14 protein-coding genes are annotated in these 17153 nt (G+C 72.4%); 5 read left to right on the top strand and 9 right to left on the bottom strand.

Annotated elements, in window-relative coordinates; translation table 11 throughout:
- Positions 1-176 precede the first annotated feature (176 nt).
- Complete coding sequence (locus tag BLT44_RS01025; RefSeq protein WP_010156037.1) at positions 177-1490, top strand: flavin monoamine oxidase family protein; 1314 nt, start codon at positions 177-179, stop codon at positions 1488-1490.
- A gap of 123 nt (positions 1491-1613) precedes the next feature.
- Here the strand turns inward: BLT44_RS01025 and BLT44_RS01030 are convergent, their stop codons facing one another.
- The 9 genes from BLT44_RS01030 to BLT44_RS01070 all read right to left on the bottom strand — a co-directional run bounded on the left by BLT44_RS01030 (position 1614) and on the right by BLT44_RS01070 (position 10904).
- Positions 1614-3227: an amidohydrolase gene (locus BLT44_RS01030; RefSeq protein WP_010156036.1), complete on the bottom strand. Its 1614-nt coding sequence runs from the start codon at positions 3225-3227 to the stop codon at positions 1614-1616.
- An 89-nt stretch (positions 3228-3316) separates the two neighbouring features.
- On the bottom strand, positions 3317-4522 hold the full coding sequence (locus BLT44_RS01035) for an NAD(P)/FAD-dependent oxidoreductase (protein WP_074689829.1): 1206 nt from the start codon (positions 4520-4522) through the stop codon (positions 3317-3319).
- Positions 4523-4526: 4 nt separating this feature from the next.
- Entirely contained in the window at positions 4527-4886 is a 360-nt protein-coding gene (locus BLT44_RS01040) for a cupin domain-containing protein (RefSeq protein ID WP_010156033.1), read from the bottom strand.
- Between the two features lie 28 nt (positions 4887-4914).
- Complete coding sequence (locus BLT44_RS01045) at positions 4915-6285, bottom strand: NAD(P)/FAD-dependent oxidoreductase (RefSeq protein WP_010156032.1); 1371 nt, start codon at positions 6283-6285, stop codon at positions 4915-4917.
- A gap of 103 nt (positions 6286-6388) precedes the next feature.
- Positions 6389-7405 (bottom strand): ABC transporter ATP-binding protein, encoded by a 1017-nt coding sequence (locus BLT44_RS01050; RefSeq protein WP_010156031.1) that lies wholly within the window; start codon positions 7403-7405, stop codon positions 6389-6391.
- Positions 7389-8195, bottom strand: a complete 807-nt coding sequence (locus BLT44_RS01055) for an ABC transporter permease (RefSeq protein ID WP_010156030.1) — start codon at positions 8193-8195, stop codon at positions 7389-7391. Before BLT44_RS01055 ends, BLT44_RS01050 begins: the two co-directional genes overlap by 17 nt.
- The gene (locus BLT44_RS01060; protein WP_010156029.1) at positions 8195-9076 is read right to left on the bottom strand and encodes an ABC transporter permease; all 882 of its coding nucleotides are present in this window, start codon (positions 9074-9076) and stop codon (positions 8195-8197) included. The genes BLT44_RS01055 and BLT44_RS01060 overlap by 1 nt, the downstream gene beginning before the upstream one ends.
- An 11-nt stretch (positions 9077-9087) precedes the next feature.
- Positions 9088-10206: an ABC transporter substrate-binding protein gene (locus BLT44_RS01065; RefSeq protein WP_010156028.1), complete on the bottom strand. Its 1119-nt coding sequence runs from the start codon at positions 10204-10206 to the stop codon at positions 9088-9090.
- 119 nt (positions 10207-10325) lie between these two features.
- A complete protein-coding gene (locus BLT44_RS01070; RefSeq protein WP_010156027.1) occupies positions 10326-10904 on the bottom strand; it encodes a helix-turn-helix domain-containing protein in 579 nt (192 codons plus the stop codon).
- Positions 10905-11294: 390 nt separating this feature from the next.
- Here BLT44_RS01070 and BLT44_RS01075 point away from each other — a divergent pair, with 390 nt between their 5' ends.
- The 4 genes from BLT44_RS01075 (at position 11295) to BLT44_RS01090 (ending at position 17105) form a co-directional block, all read left to right on the top strand.
- Positions 11295-12647 (top strand): MFS transporter, encoded by a 1353-nt coding sequence (locus BLT44_RS01075; RefSeq protein ID WP_029608185.1) that lies wholly within the window; start codon positions 11295-11297, stop codon positions 12645-12647.
- A gap of 168 nt (positions 12648-12815) precedes the next feature.
- Positions 12816-14045, top strand: coding sequence for a flavin monoamine oxidase family protein (locus BLT44_RS01080; RefSeq protein ID WP_010156025.1), 1230 nt, complete (start codon positions 12816-12818; stop codon positions 14043-14045).
- Positions 14046-14322: 277 nt separating this feature from the next.
- Positions 14323-16185, top strand: coding sequence for a phospho-sugar mutase (locus BLT44_RS01085; RefSeq protein ID WP_244887458.1), 1863 nt, complete (start codon positions 14323-14325; stop codon positions 16183-16185).
- Entirely contained in the window at positions 16182-17105 is a 924-nt protein-coding gene (locus BLT44_RS01090) for an ADP-dependent NAD(P)H-hydrate dehydratase (protein WP_083351957.1), read from the top strand. Before BLT44_RS01085 ends, BLT44_RS01090 begins: the two co-directional genes overlap by 4 nt.
- Positions 17106-17153: the final 48 nt, after the last annotated feature.

Raw genomic sequence — 17153 nt, forward strand, 5'->3', positions numbered from 1 at the left:
CGAAGCGGTGCAGCCCCGCGACACTCTCCGAAAGTGACCCCGCTCGCACAAAGGGGGGGGGACGGCGGCGCAGCGGCGGCGGAGCGGCAGCAGCGGCGGAGCGGTGGGCGGGGCGCGCGCAGCGCCCCCGATGCGCGCCGATAGGATCGGGGCAACGAGCACTCGAGGAGGAGCGCATGGAGTCGGTCGACGTCGTCGTCATCGGAGCGGGGTTCGCGGGGCTGATCGCCGCGAGGGAGTTGAGCGCGGCGGGCCTGAGCGTCGTCGTGCTCGAGGCGCGCGATCGCGTGGGCGGGCGCACCTGGACCGACCGCCGCTTCGGGCACGACCTCGAGCTCGGCGGCACCTGGGTGCACTGGGTGCAGCCGCACACGTGGGCCGAGATGACCCGGTACGGCCGCGACATCGAGCGCAGCCCGAGCGCCGAGGAGGCGTACTGGCGCGACGCCGACGGAACCCCGAGAACCGGCACGATCGCCGAGTTCATGGCGGTGATCGCCGACGGGCAGCAGGGCATCATCGATGACGTGCGCACCGCGATCCCCCGCGGCGTCGACCCCACGAGCGGGGGCATCGCCGAGCTCGACGCGCTCACGGTGCAGGATCGCATCGACGCCCTCGGGCTCGCCCCCGAGGCGCGCGCCGCGAACGAGTCGGTGTGGGTGGGGCACGTGAACGCCCCGCTCGATCAGGTCGGCCTGTCGAGCGCCCTCCGCTGGGTGGCCGCGACGGGTGGCCATTGGCAGCTGATGCACGAGGCGTCGGCGACGTACCGGGTGGTGGGCGGCATGAGCGCGTTTACGGCCGAGATCGCGCGCGACGTGCGGGGCGACGTGCGCCTGGGGGCGACGGTGGCGGCTGTGACGCAGGTCGCCGCCGGCGCGGAGCCCGGCGCGGAGGTCGAGCTGGTCGACGGGTCGCGGATCCGCGCCCGCCGCGTCGTCTCCACGCTCCCGGCGAACGCCCTATCGACGATCGCCTTCGACCCGCCGCTGCCGGAGGCGTGGCGGCGGCTCGGCGAGGAGCGGGTCGCGTCGCAGGGCACGAAGGCGTGGATTCGCGCGCGCGGCCATGTGCGGCGGTTCTTCGCCTACGCGAGTCAGCACGACCCGCTGTCGGTGCTCAAGGCCGAGTACTACGGCGTCGACGAGGACGGCGAGTTCACGCTGCTGGTCGCGTTCGGCCCCGATCACACGCGCCTCGACCTCGACGACGTCGCGGCGGTGCAGGCGGCGGTCGACGCCTTCCGTCCGGGCATCGAGGTGACCGCCGCCACCGGTCACGACTGGATGGCCGACCCCCTGTCGCAGAACACGTGGATGACGCACCGGCCCGGCCAGCTCACCCGGTACCTCGCCGATCTGCAGCGCCCGCACGGTGCGGTGCACTTCGCGACGACCGACAACGCCGACCTGTGGGGCGGCTTCGTCGACGGCGCGATCGAGAGCGGTTTGCGGGAGGCACGCAGGATCGCGGCCGCGCTCGCCTGACCGGCGAGCCCGCCCCGCCCCAACCCTCCCCCTCCTCCTTACGGAGCGGGGTCACTTTTGGTGCGTGTCGCGCGCGCAACACGCACGGAAAGCGACCCCGCTCGCAAGCGGGAGTGGCGCCCCCTACGCCTCGTGCACCACGCGGCCGTCGACGACGGTCAGCGTGATGGGCACGGCGGGCAGCGCGTCGGCGTCGGTCGCGACGGGGTCGGCGCCCCACACCGTCAGATCCCCCACCGCGCCGATCGCGATGACGCCCCGATCGGCGTGACCGCGCGCCCGCGCGGGCCACAGCGTGTAGGCGAGCAGCGCCTCCTCGGCGGTGAGCCGCTGCGCCGGTTCGAACACGTTCGCTGACGGGTCGCCCGGGGTGTGCCGCCCGCGCGCCCACGCCATGCCGATCCGCGGATCGTACTGCGCCACCGGCCAGTCCGATCCGAGCACGAGCGTCGCACCGGCGTCGAGCACGTCGCGCACCCGGTAGCCGGTGCTGCTGCGGCCCTCGCCGAGCCGCTTCGCCCACGTATCGCTGCCGTCGGAGGATCGCCACTGCATGTGCAGGGGCTGCATCGAGGCGGTTGTGCGGCTGCCGCGCAGCTGCTCGACGTCGGCGTCGGAGAGCACTTCGAGGTGCTCGATGGAGTGGAACGGCAGGCCGTCGCGCTCGGGGAGCGACGCGTAGACGTCGAGCACCCGGCTGACGGCGTAGTCGCCGACCGCGTGCGTGGCGATGAGCATGCCCGCGTCGTGGTAGGCGCGCACCACCTCGCCGTATCGCTCCCACGACGGCCAGAAGGCGGCGCGCCCGTCGCCGCAGGCGTCGGGCTCGTGCAGCCACGCGGTGCCGGTGTCGATGACGCCGTCGCTGAAGAGTTTGATGGCGCCGGTCTGCCAGAGGCGGCCGGCGCGATCCTTCGCGGCGATGACGCGCTCCACGTCGGCGTCGGTGTCGCCCACGGCGTGCCAGTGGTGCACGGTGAAGCGGTGATCCAGCTCGCCCCGCTCCTCCAGTTCGGCGAGCAGCTCGACGGTGGCGTCCTTCCCGTCCATGATCGCCCCGCCGGTGAGTCCGACCGACGCGAGGCGGCGGAACATGTCGCGCAGCGCGTCGCGCTCCTCGTCGTGCGCGGGCCGAGGCGCGGCGTCGAACACGAGGTTGTAGGCGGTGGGTTCGCGCAGCTCTCCGGTCGGGTTGCCGGCCGCGTCGACGACGATCTCGCTCGCATCGTCGAAGTCGCGGGCGCCGGTGATGCCGGCTGCGGCGAGCGCGGGTGCGGTGGCGAGCCCGGTGTGCAGGTCGTAGCAGATGAGGGCGACGGGCCGGCCCGGGGCGGCGTCGGCGATCAGGTCGCCGCGCAGGCCGGTGTGCTCGAAGGCCTCGTATTCGAGGTTCCAGCCCCGCAGCCAGGCGCCCTCGGGCAGGCGCGCGTGCTCCGCCGCCAGCGCGGCGCGCAGCTCCTCGATCGTCTCGAGGCCGCCGAGGTCGAGGCCGGCGGTCACCGACGCCGCCCAGTGCGGGTGGGTGTGCGAGTCGAAGAGGCCGGGCGTCACCGTCGCCCCGCCGACGTCGCGCGTGTCGATGCCGAACTGCGCGGCGGCTTCGGCCACCTCCTCGTCGGTGCCGACGAGCTCGATGCGCCCGGCGCGGATGAGGATCGCGGTCGCGTCGGCATCCTCCTCGGTATTGCTGCGCAGCGACGCGCCGATCAGTGCGAGGTCGCCTCCGGTGTGCTCCATGGTGCTCCGTTCTGGTGGTGATCGGTGGGCGGTTCGGGCCGTGCGGGGGGCGGGCTCAGTGCCCACCGCCGGGGGTGCGGGCGGCGGGCTCAGTGCCGGCCGATTGGGCTGTAGTGGCGGCGCGGGGCCGTCTCCGCTCCGAATCGGGTCGGATCCCAGTGCCGGTCGAACTCCGCGTCGGAGGGGTCGCCCGCCACGAGCGCGGGGAGGTACTCCCCCATGAACGCAGCGTACTTGAATCCCTCGCCGGAGTCGCCGCAGGCGAGCACGACCGAGGGGTGGGTGCGCCCGATGATGAAGTCGCCGTCGCCGGAGTCGGTCCAGGTGCAGACCTGGGCGCCGAGCACGCGGGGTGCGATGGCGGTGAGGTCGCGCTCGACCCTGGCGCGGATCGTCTCGGTGCGCGCGGGATCGGGGGCGCGGTCGAGGTCGTCGCCGAGCGTGCCGCCGGTGAGGGCGCGCAGCGGGCGGTCGAGCCCGATCTTGTACCCGGCCGTTCCGTTGGGCATCGCGTACACGCCCGCGGAGTCGGGGCCGTCGGCGGCGGGCACCGCCTGCGGGCAGTCCACGAGCCCGGGGAGATCGGGTGCGGGGGGCGCGGCCGCTGGGTCGCCCACGTAGACGACCTGCTCGATGTAGGGGGTGAGCGGCAGCGCGATGCCGAGGCCGGACAGCAGCTCCGCCGTGCCCGGCCCGGCCGCGACGAGCACCTGGTCGGCGGTGCGGCTCGCGCCGTCCGCGAACCGCACGGTCGCGGAGCCGTCGCCCGGCTCGATCGCGGTGACGCGCGTCTGGGGCAGGTAGGCTCCCCCGGCGTCGACGAAGGCTGCGAGCGCTCGGTCGAGGAGGCGGTGGATGTGCACCACGCCCGCCTGCTCGACGTAGAGCGCGTCGCGGCCGTCGGGGCGCAGCCCGGCGAAGGCGTCCCCCACCCGGTCGGCGGCGATGCGCTCGACGGGTTCGCCGATCGCGGTGAGCGACGCGGCGACGGCGGGCAGGGAGGCGTCGTCGCGCCAGAGCAGCCCGGTGCGGCGGTGCACGGCCTCGCCGAGCCGCTCGCCGAGGCGCTCCATCGCGTCGAGCGTGCCGCGCAGCGAGCGCGCCCGCCACGGCTGCGTGTCGGCCAGGCGCCACAGCCGCGTGCTGCCGCCGTTCGACGCCTCGGGGCCGCCCGGCGCGAAGCGCTCGATCAGGGTGACGTTCCACCCGCGATCCTGCAGCCCGAGTGCGGCGGGGAGCCCCCAGGCGCCCGCCCCCACCACGATCGCCGTCGGGCGACCCGCTCTCGTCGTCATGCGGTCAGTCCGCGATGGTGGTGAAGTGCTTGCGCAGCGGCTCGTGCACGCGCCAGACGCCGACCCAGCCGGAGGGCATGACCATGACGTCGCCGGGCCCGAACTCCTCGGGCTCCTCGCCGGCGACCTCGACGGTCACGCGGCCCGAGAGGATCGTGCAGATCTCGGTGTAGCCGAGGCGCTCGGCGGTGAAGTCGCCCGCGGTGCACTCCCACAGCCCGGTCGTGATGCGGGCGTCGTCCCAGACGGTGGCGGAGGCCTCGGTCTGGCCCGGGGTCAGCGCCGTCGGTTTCGGCGCGTGGCCGCCGAGGTCGAGGGTGTCGGTGCCGTGCGCGGCGTGCGTGCGGACGGTGGTGGTGGTCATGCGTGCTGCTCCTCTGAGGGTGATGGGGTCAGTGCCGTCCGGTGACGACGTCGGCGATGTGCGCGATGGGCGAGGTCTGCGGTCGGCCCGCGAGCTCCGAGCGGTCGGCGAGCCCGTACGCCGCGTACAGGCCCTTCGTGGCGAGCCAGCGCAACGGCTCCGGCTCCCACTTGCGCACCCGGTGGTTGACCCAGGGCAGCCCGGTGATCTCGGTGTCGTTGCCGATGATGAGGTCGGCGATGGTGCGGCCGGCGAGGTTCGTCGACGTGACGCCCGTGCCGACGTACCCGCCGCCCCAGGCGATGCCCGTCGCCCGGTCGAGCCCCACGGTCGCCGCCCAGTCGCGCGGCACGCCGAGCACGCCCGACCACACGTGGTCGATGGCGGCGTTGCGGGTCACTGGGAAGAAGCGGTGCAGGATCTCGCTGAGCGTCTCGACCGTCACCTCGGGCGTGCGGCCGTCGGTGTCGGTTTTCGACCCGAACTGGTAGGGGACGCCGCGGCCGCCGATCGCGATGCGGTCGTCGGCGGTGCGCTGCGCGTACATGTAGACGTGCGCGAAGTCGCCGAGCACTTCGCCCTGGTTCCAGCGCAGCTCGTCCCACACGTCGGCGCCGAGCGGCTCGGTGGCGATGAGCGAGGAGTTCATCGGCAGCCAGAGGCGGTGCAGCCCCTTGAGGTTGGCGGTGAACCCCTCGGTGGCGCGCACCACGTACTCGGCGGAGACGGTGCCGTGCGTGGTGTGCACGCGGTGGGGGGCGATCTCGACGACGCGGGTGCGCTCGTAGATCTCGACGCCGAGGCGCTCCGCGGCGGCGGCGAGGCCCGCGACGAGCTTCGCCGGCTGGATGCGCGCGGCGTGCGGGTGCCAGACGGCTGCCCGGGTGTGGGCGACGTTGATCTTGGCCTGCGCCTCGGGCTGCTCGAGGAGTTCGAGGTCGGTGTGCTTCCACCGCTGCTCCGACGCGGCGAAGGCTCGCAGCCGCGACTCCTGCGCCGGCGTGTACGCGACGCCGAACTCGCCGCCGCGCTTGATATCGGCGTCGATCCCCTCGGCCTCGGCGACGCGGATCACCTCGTCGACCGTCTCGTTCATGGCGCGCTGGAACCGCTCGACGGCGTCGCGCCCGTGGGTCTTCTCGTACTGCTCGCGGCCGCCCGTGACCGAGTTCGTCAGCCAGCCGCCGTTGCGGCCCGACGCGCCGTAGCCGGCGTGCCGCTGCTCGATGACGACGACCCGCAGTTCGGGGCGCTGCTGCTTCAGGTAGTACGCGGTCCAGAGGCCCGTGTACCCCGCGCCGACGATGGCCACGTCGGCGGTGAGGTTGCCGGGGAGCGCGGGGCGCGGGGTCGGTGCCCCGATCTGCTGCCACCAGTGGGAGACGTTGCCGTTGATCATGAGTATCGGTCTTTCTGCCGCATCGGGCGTCGTGGGAGAAGAGCGGGCGGGTGGAGTGGGGTGGATCGGCGCGCGCCGCGCCGGGTGCGCGTCGACCCGGGTGTCAGAGCGGGAAGACGGAGGCCGAGCCGGGGTTCCAGCTGAGCCAGGCCGACTCGTTCTCGCCGTGCAGCCAGTCGAGCCCGCGGTCGCCGCGCACGACGCCGGTCGAGCCGTCGGGCAGCACGATCTCGTACTTCCATCCCGAGCCCAGGTAGATCGCCTGCCGCACGGTCACCGGCACCGCGGGGCGGCCGGGCGCCGCGCCATCGGCCGTCGCGTGGAGCTCGCCGTGCTCGGGGCGCACCACCGTGATCGTCGATCCGTCATCGCTCGTGATCTTCGTGGATTCGCCGATGAAGCCGGCGACGAAGAGGGAGGCGGGGCGCTCGTACAGGTCCTCCGACGTGCCGACCTGCTCGATGCGGCCCTCGTTGAAGACGGCGATGCGATCGGACAGGGTGAGCGCCTCCTCCTGGTCGTGGGTGACGAAGACGAAGGTGCGGCCCACCTCGCGGTGCACGCGCCGCAGCTCGAGCTGCAGGCGCTCCCGCAGCTGCTTGTCGAGCGCGCCCAGCGGCTCGTCGAGCAGCAGCACCTTCGGCTCGAAGACGAGCGCGCGGGCGAGCGCCACGCGCTGCTGCTGCCCGCCCGACAGCTCCTTGGGGTGACGCTCCTCGTACCCCTCGAGGCCGGCGGTGACGAGGGCCGCCCGGGCGCGGACGGCGGCATCGGCCTTCGCCACTCTGCGCTGCTTCAGTGGGAACAGCACGTTGTCGAGCACCGAGAGGTGCGGGAACAGGGCGTAGTGCTGGAACACGATGCCGAGGCCGCGCTTGTGCACGGGCACGTCGTCCATGCGCCGGCCGTCGATCTCGACGTACCCCTCGGTGAGATCGGTGAATCCCGCGATCAGGTTGAGCGTGGTCGTCTTCCCGGATCCCGATGGCCCGAGGAAGGTCATGAACTCGCCGGCCTCGACGCGCAGGGAGACGTCGTCGAGGGCGATGGACTTCGGGTAGTGCTTCGAGACTCCTGCGAGCAGGATCTCCGCACCGCGCTGGTTACGCTCGTCGGGCACGGTTTTTCCTTCCGGTCAGCACCAGCGCGCCGATCACGAGCACGGTGGTGAACACGAGAATGACGGTCGCGGCTGCGGCGAGCGTCGGGTCGGTATCGCGAGTGACACTCGCGTACATGAGCACTGGGAGGGTGTTCAGGTAGGGGCTCTTGATGAAGAGGGAGAGCACGACCTCGTCGAACGAGGTGACGAACGCGAAGAGCGCCCCCGACACGATGCCGGGCACGATGTTCGGCAGCGTCACCGTGAGGAACGTCTTCAGTCGGCTCGCCCCGAGGCTGAGCGCGGCGAGCTCGAGCCGGTCGTCGAAGCCCGCGAACCCCGCGGTGATCGCGATCACCGTGAACGGCAGCGCGAGCACGGTGTGCGCGAGCACGAAGCCGATCACCGTGCCGACGAGGCCGAGCTTCAAGAAGACCGCGTAGATGCCGATCGCCACCACGATGCCCGGCACCACCATCGGGGCGAGCAGGCCGATGCGCAGCGTGGTCGACATCCGCTTGCTCGTGAGCGCCCGCAGCCCGAGGGCCGCGAGGAGCCCGAGCACCGTCGCGAGCAGGGCGACGAGCAGGCCGACGAGCAGCGAGTTGGTGAGCGCCGACGTCCACGCCCGGTTCGAGAAGAACGACTCGTACCACTGCAGCGACCACGTCTCGGGCGGAAACGCGAACGACGCCTTGCCGGTGAAGCTCAGCGGGATCACCACGAGGGTGGGCGCGATGAGCCAGAACGCCACCAGCACACTGAAGGCCCACAGCACCACACGCGTGACGGGATGGATCTTGATCATCAGAACACCTCCACGGCGAGGCCCTTGCGGCGCGCCGATCTCACGATGAGACCGACGACGGCGAGCAGCAAAAACGTCGCGACGAGCAGGATCACGCCGAGCGCTCCGCCGCGGCCCCATTCGAGCAGACTGCTCACCTGCGCGTAGATCGCCTGCGCGAGCATGCTGTCCGACGGCGACCCGAGCAGCGCCGGGGTGACGTAGAAGCCGAGCGACTGGATGAACACCATCAGCGAGCCCGCCGCGATGCCCGGGATCGAGAGGGGCAGGAAGACCCGCAGGAACGCGACCGACGGGCGCGCGCCGAGCGAGCGGGCCGCGGTGACGAGCCGGCCGTCGATGCCGCTCATCACGGCGTAGAGCGGCAGCACCATGAACGGCATGAGCACCTGGCTCAGGCCGATGAGCACGCCCGTGTTGCTGCGCAGCAGCTGGAAGGGCCCGATGCCGAGGAACTCGAAGAACGTGTTCACGACGCCGGAATCCTGCAGCAGCACGATCCAGGCGAAGGTGCGGATCATCAGCGAGGTCCAGAACGGGATCAGCGAGATCACCACGAGCGCGGCGCGCGCCCGGGGCCCGACCACGGTCATGAGGAACGCGTACGGGTAGGCGAGCAGCAGGCAGATGACGGTCGCGAGGAACGCGTTGCCGAAGGTGCGGCCGAGGATCTCGAGATTCTGCGGGTTCTGCAGCGCCCAGGTGTAGTTGCCGAAGCCGAGCTCGGGTTCGCTGACGCTGCGCCACATGCTCTCGAACACCGGGTACGCGAACACGCCGAGGAGCAGCGCGTAGGCGGGGAGCAGGAGCAGCAGCGCCCGGGCGGGTGCGCGCCGCGAGGTGTTCGCGGCGCGCACCACGGGGAGGTTCGTGGTGGTCACGGGTTACCAGCTCATCCCTGCAGCCACGCCGTCCAGCGCTCGAGCTCGGAGTCGTAGTTCTCGGCCCACCACTGCGCGTCGGTCGCGACCATCTGGTCGGCGATCGCCGGGTCGGTCACCAGGAACTCCTTGCCGAGTTCGTCGAGCTCGGGCGCGGCCTCGTCGTGCACCGGCGAGTAGGAGGTGAGCTCGGTGAGCTTCTCCTGCTGCTCCTTGCCCAGGTAGTAGTTGATGAACGCCATCGCGGCGTCGGGGTTCGCCGCGCCCTTCGGCACGCCGAGCGCCTCCACGATCTGCAGCGACTCGTTCCAGATGGGCTGGTAGTTGGCGCCGTTGGCGACGGCGGCGTACCCGCGGCCCGACCAGACGAGGGCCATGTCGGCCTCGCCCGACTCGATCATCTGCTGCGACTCGGCGCCCGTCTTCCAGTAGATGAGGTCGTCGCGGATGGTGTCGATGCGCTCGTAGGCGCGATCCATGTCGAGGGGATACAGCTCGTCGGCGGCCACGCCGTCTGCGAGCAGGGCGCCCTCGTAGACGCCGGGGCCGACGTCTTCGAAGCCCGCGATCGCGCGCTTGCCGGGGAACTTCTCGGTGTCGAAGAAGTCCTTCCAGCCGGTCGGCGGGGTCGCGTAGGTGTCGGCGTTGTACAGGATCACGTAGCCGTACTGCATGGCGGGCACGTAGCAGTCGCCGACGAGGCCCTCGGGCACGTGCGACGTGTCGACGATCGACGTGTCGATGTCCATGAGCAGACCCTCTTCGCCGCACTGCTTCTGCGCCCAGATGATGTCGGTGTCGACGACGTCCCAGGTGACGGCGTTGTTGTCGACCTGGGCCTTCACCTTCGCGTACTCCGTGGGGCCGTCCTCGAGCACGTTGGCGCCCGACTCCTCGGCGAACGGGCGACCGACGGCCTCCATCTGCCCCTCCTGGAACACGCCGCCCCAGGAGACGAAGGTGAGGTTCATCCCGTCGAGGGCGCCCTCCTTCACGGTGCCGACCTCGGCGGGGCCGCTGCCGAGGTCGATGTCGGCGGCCGGCCCGGGAGCCGAGCAGCCGGCGAGCAGCGCCGCCGCTCCCAGAAGCGCCAGGCCCGACGTCAGTGTGCGGGCGGTTCGTGTGTTCATGATGCGTCCTCTCCGTTGATGGGTCATGCATGCGGTTCGCGCCTCGGCGCAGGGGTGGCACGGCCCGGCGGGCCCTGAGGCCGTGGGCCGGCGCGTCCTGTCGCCGGGGCGGTGGTCGTTCAGGTCGTGTGCGCGTCCTCCACCGGCGTGGGCGGGCTGTTGATCCAGATCACGCTCGCCGGGGCGCTCGATTCGTTGACGACGCGGTGGGGCACCGAGCTCAGGAACTCGATCGAGTCGTCGGCGCGCAGCGTGTACCGGTCGTCGCCGAGTTCGAGCACGATCTCGCCGGCCGTCACGACGAGCATCTCCTGCGACTGACCGTGCGTGTAGAAGTCGGCCCCGGTCGAGCCGCCGGGCGCGAAGTGGCCGGCGTAGACCTCGAGGTTGCGCAGCGGCGGCAGCGAGAGCACGTACTTGTCGGCGCCTTCGAGGGGCAGCGTCGGCCGGTCGGCGGCGCGCAGCACGCCGCGGGTGTGGGCGAGCTTGTCGTCGAGCAGCTGCGCCGGCGACACTCCGAGCGCGATGGCGATCTTGCGCAGCGAGGCGACGCTCGCGTTCGTGCGGGCGTTCTCGAGCTGGCTCAGGAAGCTGGAGCTGACTCCGGCGCCTGCGGCGAGCGCGCGCAGGCTCATGCCGCGCACCTCGCGCAGCGCCGCCACTCGTCGCCCGAGCTCGAGCGCGTCATCTGCCGACATGGGTTCCTCCTCGAACCGCTGTACCGCACCAGTGCGGATACTGAACAGTGCGTTCAGTCGATTTCGTCCCACCGTACAGTCTCGCTTCGCGCCGCGCAACGGGCGATACGCGTTCGTGACCTCTGCCGAAGGGCCGCGCCCGTGGAAGGTCAGTAGCGTGCGCTATCCGCCCCGATACTGCACGTCACCGACCGCTCGTGTCTGACGTTCGCGGCGCGGCTCCTCCCACGCGACCTCAAGCCCGCTGCGCGGAGACCCGGTGTGAATCGTGCGCGAAACGCGCGTATCATTACGGGGTCCGCCACAAGCAGACACGCCCGACGTCGCGCACTGAGCCCGATCCGGGTCTGAGTTGCTCGCACACACGCACTCCTTCTCGAAAGCCGCACTGTGTCAGCCACCACCTCCCCTCCGTCGACCCAGCCCCGCAATTCGCGCTCGCGCGTGATTCTCGCGAGCCTCGTGGGCACGACCATCGAGTTCTACGACTTCTACGTCTACGCCACCGCGGCGGTGCTCGTCTTCCCGCACCTCTTCTTCCCGTCCGACAACGAGACGACGGCGCTGCTCGCCTCGTTCGCGACCTTCGGCGCGGCGATGCTCGCCCGCCCGGTCGGCGCGATCTTCTTCGGCCACCTCGGCGACCGTCTCGGCCGGAAGACCACGCTCGTCGCCTCGCTGCTCACGATGGGCATCGCGACGTTCGCGATCGGGCTCCTGCCGACGCACTCGCAGATCGGCGTCTGGGCTGCGGTGCTGCTGCTCATCATGCGCCTCGCTCAGGGCTTCGCGCTCGGCGGCGAGTGGTCGGGTGCGGCGCTCGTCGCGACCGAGAACGCGCCGGCGGGCAAGCGCGCCTGGTACGGCACGTTCCCGCAGCTCGGCGCCCCCATCGGCTTCATCATCGCCAACATGCTCTTCTACCTGATCAACCATCTGCTCGCCGACCCGGCGACCCCCGGGCAGCCCTCGGCGGCGTTCCTCGAGTGGGGCTGGCGCATCCCGTTCCTCTTCTCGGCCGTGATGGTCATCGTCGGCCTCTGGGTGCGCCTCAAGCTCGTCGAGTCGCACGCGTTCGAGCAGGCGAAGCAGTCGGGCGGCGTGAAGCGCATGCCGATCGCGGAGGCCTTCAAGTTCCACTGGAAGGGCCTCATCCTCGGCACGTTCGCGATGCTCGCCACCTACGTGCTGTTCTACCTGATGACGTCGTACACGCTGACGTACGGCACGCGGCCGACCGACGCCGACGTTTCGGGCGCGGGCTACACCTACAACGCGTTCATCCTGATGCTGGTGTTCGGCGTCGTGTTCTTCGGCATCTTCACGCTCGTCTCGGGGCCGCTGGCCGACCGCTTCGGCCGCCGCAAGACGCTGCTCGTGGTGACCGGCGCGATCGTGCTGTTCGGCCTGCTGTTCGTACCGCTGCTCGGCGGCGGCAGCACGCCGATGGTCATGTTCTTCCTCGCGCTCGGCTTCACCCTGATGGGGCTGACGTTCGGCCCGATGGGCGCGTTCCTCCCCGAGATGTTCCCCACGAACGTGCGCTACACCGGTTCGGCGGTCGCGTACAACGTGTCGTCGATCCTCGGTGCGGCGCTCGCCCCGATCGTGGCCGTCTGGCTGTGGGGTCTCGCCGACGGCAGCCCGCTGCTCGTCGGCCTGTACCTCTCGGGCGCGGGTCTCATCACGTTCGTGGCGCTGCTGCTCACGAAGGAGACGAAGCACGTCGACATCGACGCCTGACCCGTCAGCCCGCCGAGTCCTCCGACGGCCCGCGCGCATCGCTCACCCCGATGCGCGCGGGCCGTCGCCGTTGCGCGACGCATGCGGCGACTGTACAGTGAGCGGCAGATCACTGAACGCAGCGTTCAGCGGGGTCAGGCGCGAGCCGGGTTCGAGGAGGAACAGGGAATGAACGTCGTCGTCATCGGAGCCGGTCTCGCGGGCCTCACGGCCGCATGGGAGCTCGAGAAGGCCGGTCATCGGTGCACGGTGCTCGAGGCGAAGGATCGCGTCGGCGGTCGCACGTGGTCCGCGCGTCTCGGCAACGGGGAGATCACGGAGCGCGGCGGCGAGTACATCTTCCCCACGGAGTTCGCCATCAGGCGCCTGGCCGCAGAGGTGGGCGTGCCGATCCTCTCGCACAACGTGCGCTACGGGCGCCGCACCGTGAACGGCCGCGTGATCACGTTCGCCGAGCTCGGCGCGACGGTCGCCCTGGTGGCGAACACGCTGCGCGACATGATCGCCGACGGGGAGACGCGGGTGCCGCTGGAGCGCGCCTTCGCCGAGGCCCTCGGCCCCGACTACCGCCTCGACCCGGTCTACCGGCGCACGACCACGTCGGCGGCGGCCGACCCGAACCTCATCAGCGCCGAGGCCGTGCTGCTGCGCGACGAGTCGACGTTCAGCGGCTACGTCGAAGACGGCGGCCGCCTCGTCGGCGGCAACCAGAGCCTGTCGATCGAGATCGCGCGCCGCATGGGCGACCGGGTGCGCCTCGAGCATCCCATCACCGGGGTCGACCAGACCGCCGAGGGCGTGCAGGTGACGCTCGCCGACGGCGCACGCATCGACGCGGATGCGGCGGTGCTCGCGGTGCCGCTGCCGGTGCTGCGCGATCTCGAGCTCGGGTTTTCGCTGCCCGACGATCAGCAGCGCGCCCTCGACCACCGCTTCATGGCCGTCGCCGCGAAGCTCGGCGTGCCGTTCTCGCGCGTCGACGACGACATCGCGCTGCAGAACGCCGAGCACACGTGGTGGTCGTGGCGATCGCTGTCGGTCGACGGGGAGCACCGCATCAAGGCCCTGTCATCGTTCGCGGGCGGTCCGTTCGCGCTCGACGCGCTCGATGTGGCCTCGGGCCCGGCGAGCTGGGTGCGGGAGCTGCGGCGCATGCGCCCCGAACTCGAGATCGAGGGCGACGTGCTGCTCACCACCTGGGCCGACGACCCCTTCACCCGCGGGTCGTACACGGCGGCCGGCCTCGACTGGGATCCGGCCGACGTGCCGGCGTTCGACCGCTCGGCGGGGCGCGTCGCCATCGCGGGCGAGCACACCGGCCTGGCGCAGTCGCTCTCGGGCGCGGTGGCCTCCGGGTACCGAGCCGCCGCCGCGCTGCGTCGGCAGTTCGAGGCGTGAGCGCTCAGCGCTCAGTGCTCAGCGTGAGCGGCTAGCGCTCGCAGGTGCAGCGCTCATCCTTCGCGAAGCCGGCGAGGGCCTCCTCGATGTGCAGCCCGCACCCCGACCAGGTCGCCTTGTTGCAGGTGGAACAGCGAACCGGTGAGCACATGCGGGCGTCCTCTCGTCGTGGAGCGCCCGGGTCTCGAGCGCGTGCACCATCATCGCACGGCAGCATGACCCGCACCCGGGAGTGGTAGCTTGAGACCTGCTGTACCAGGGGAAGGGAGCTGCCGAGATGGCTGAGACCGGGATGGGATCGCCGCGGAGAGCGCGGGCGTCGGATGCGTCGCAGCACGCGCAGGCCGAGGAGGCGCCGACGAGCGCGGAGCTGGAGGCGATCCTCGCCGAGGCGGCGGCGTGGGCGGATGCCGACATCGACGCGGGCACGCGTGCCGAGGCGCGAGCGCTGATCGAGCGCGCGTCCGCCGGCGACGCGGCCGCCGTCTCCGAGCTCCGCTCCGCGTTCGGCGGCCGCCTGGCGTTCGGCACGGCAGGGCTCCGCGGGCGCCTCGGCGCGGGCCCGAAGCGCATGAACCGGGTCGTCGTCTCCCAGACCTCCGCCGGGTTCGCGGCCTACCTGTGGGAGGAGGCGAAGCGGCGGGGCGCCGCCGACGCCCCGTCCGTGGTGATCGGGTACGACGGCCGGGTCGGCTCCGCGGTGTTCGCCCGCGACACGGCCGAGGTGATGAGCGGCGCGGGCATCTCGACGTACCTGCTGCCCGAGTCGGGCCCCACGCCGCTCACGGCGTTCGCGGTGCGCCACCTCGACGTGTCGGCCGGCGTGATGATCACGGCGAGCCACAATCCCCCGCGAGACAACGGCTACAAGGTCTATCTCGGCGACGCCGACGCCGGATCGCAGATCGCGCCGCCCACCGACACCGCGATCGCCGCCCACATCGAGCGCGCTGCAGCCGCCCCGGTGGGCGAGCTGCCGCGGGCGCACGGGTACTCGGTGCTGGGTTCCGGCGTCGCAGACGCCTACGTGGCCGAGACGTCGGCCGCCGTGCTCGCGGGCCTGCCCCAGCGCCCCGACGCACCGGGGGTGGCCCTCGGCTCCGACACCGATCTCCGCGTGGTCTACACCGCGATGCACGGCGTGGGCGCCGAGCTCGCGCAGCGCGTCTTCCTCTCCTGCGGCCTGCCGCGGGTGACGCCCGTGCGCGAGCAACTCCTGCCCGACGGCCGCTTCCCGACCGTCGACTTCCCGAACCCCGAGGAGCCCGGCGCGCTCGACCTCGCCTACCGCACCGCGCGCGCGGCGAGCGCCGACCTCATCGTCGCCCACGACCCCGATGCGGATCGCCTCGCCCTCGCGGCCCCGCACCCGGCCGAGGCCTCCGGATACCGTCGCCTGACCGGCAACGAGCTGGGCCTGCTGCTCGGGTGGCGCGCCGCCGAGCGGGCGGTCGCGGAGGCGCGGCAGCGCGAGGTCGCGGTGCGCGGCGCACTCGCCTGCACCATCGTCTCGTCGCCCGCCCTGCGCGCGGTCGCGGACGCCTACGGGCTCGACTACGCCGAGACGCTGTCGGGGTTCAAGTGGGTGTCGCGCGTGCCCGAGCTCGTCTTCGGGTTCGAGGAGGCGCTCGGCTACCTGATCCACCCCGCGGTCGTGCGCGACAAGGACGGAATCTCGGCGAGCGCCGATGCGATCGCGATGGTGCGCGAGCTCGCCGCGGAGGGGCGCACGATCTGGGACCGCCTGGACGCGGCGAGTGAGCGGTTCGGCCACTTCGCGAGCGGTCAGGTGACGCTGCGGCTCCCGTCGATGGCCGCCGCATCCGCGCTCGCGGCCCGGGTGCGCCGCGATCCGCCCCGCGAGCTCGGCGGCGCCCGGGTCGCCGACGCGCGCGATCTGCTCGTGCCCGGCGCCGCGGAGGTGCCCGCCGACGTGCTGCGCTACGACCTCGCGGACGGATCGCGCGTCATGATCCGCCCGAGCGGCACGGAGCCGAAGCTGAAGGTCTACCTCGACACGTTCAGCGATGCGGGCGCCGCGGCGGAGCGGCGAGCCGGCGCAGAGCGCGCACTGGGCGATCTGGAGCGCTCGGTGCGGGCGTACCTGGAGGGGCTGCAGGCGGAAGCGGCATCGGCGTGACCGAGCGCTGGGCGGAGCTCGACGCCGCGGCGACGCTGCGACGGCCCGGCCCGGGCGACGACAAGTACCGGCGGGGCGTGCTCGGGGTGCGCACCGGCGCGGCGCACTACCCCGGCGCGGCGGTGCTCGGGGTGAGCGCCGCCTGGCGCACCGGAGTCGGCATGCTGCGCTACGTGCCGCCCGTCGACGACGCCGCTCCCCCGTTCGGGCTCCCGACGCCCGCCGCCGCGGTGCTCGCCGTGCGGCCGGAGACGGTGCTCGGCCCGTCGACCGGGCGACCGTGCGATGCCTGGGTCGTCGGATCGGGCACCGACGCGGCGACGCGCTCCGCGGCGGAGTTGCGCGACCTGCGCGCCCTGCTCGCGGGCGACGCCCCGATCGTGATCGATGCGGGTGCGCTCGACCTCGTGGCCGCAGGAGACGGCCGCACCGCCCCCGTGGTGCTCACCCCCCACGCGGGCGAGTTCGAGCGCCTCTGGCGATCCGCCCGGCTCGGCGACCTCCCCGACGACTGGGACGCGCACGGAACGGAGCCCGCCCCCCGCGCCCGCGCCGCCGCACGGCTCGCCGAAGCGCTCGACGCGACGGTGCTGCTGAAGGGCTCGGTCACGGTGTGCGCGTCGGCTGCGGGCTGGTCGCGGCTCGTCGGCCCGGCGACGCCGTGGCTCGCGACCGCGGGCACGGGCGACGTGCTGGCGGGCTTGCTCGGAGCGCTCGTCGCGGGGCGGGCCGCGGAGCTCCGCGACGAGCCCGAGCTGCTGGGCCGCCTCGGCGCGACCGCCGCGCTGCTGCACGACCACGCGGCCCGCTGCGCCTCGGGAGACGCGGAGGCCGACGGGTCGGGCCGGCCGATCGCGGCCGCCGACGTCGCCGCCGCGATCCCCCGCGCGTTCGCGGATCTCGCCGCGCAGCGCAGCTGACTGCCCTGCAGCTGAGCGCACTGCAGCTGACCGCACTGCAGCTGACCG

Origin of the sequence: Leucobacter chromiiresistens, from assembly GCF_900102345.1 — a bacterium.
GTDB classification, from domain to species: domain Bacteria; phylum Actinomycetota; class Actinomycetes; order Actinomycetales; family Microbacteriaceae; genus Leucobacter; species Leucobacter chromiiresistens.

Bases quoted from the DNA above. Each gene is read 5' to 3' on its own strand.
- BLT44_RS01035 (WP_074689829.1), bottom strand. From the start codon at position 4,522: ATGACGACGAGAGCGGGTCGCCCGACGGCGATCGTGGTGGGGGCGGGC.
- BLT44_RS01045 (WP_010156032.1), bottom strand. From the start codon at position 6,285: ATGATCAACGGCAACGTCTCCCACTGGTGGCAGCAGATCGGGGCACCG.
- BLT44_RS01065 (WP_010156028.1), bottom strand. From the start codon at position 10,206: ATGAACACACGAACCGCCCGCACACTGACGTCGGGCCTGGCGCTTCTG.
- BLT44_RS01030 (WP_010156036.1), bottom strand. From the start codon at position 3,227: ATGGAGCACACCGGAGGCGACCTCGCACTGATCGGCGCGTCGCTGCGC.
- BLT44_RS01055 (WP_010156030.1), bottom strand. From the start codon at position 8,195: ATGATCAAGATCCATCCCGTCACGCGTGTGGTGCTGTGGGCCTTCAGT.
- BLT44_RS01040 (WP_010156033.1), bottom strand. From the start codon at position 4,886: ATGACCACCACCACCGTCCGCACGCACGCCGCGCACGGCACCGACACC.
- BLT44_RS01070 (WP_010156027.1), bottom strand. From the start codon at position 10,904: ATGTCGGCAGATGACGCGCTCGAGCTCGGGCGACGAGTGGCGGCGCTG.
- BLT44_RS01025 (WP_010156037.1), top strand. From the start codon at position 177: ATGGAGTCGGTCGACGTCGTCGTCATCGGAGCGGGGTTCGCGGGGCTG.
- BLT44_RS01080 (WP_010156025.1), top strand. From the start codon at position 12,816: ATGAACGTCGTCGTCATCGGAGCCGGTCTCGCGGGCCTCACGGCCGCA.
- BLT44_RS01085 (WP_244887458.1), top strand. From the start codon at position 14,323: ATGGCTGAGACCGGGATGGGATCGCCGCGGAGAGCGCGGGCGTCGGAT.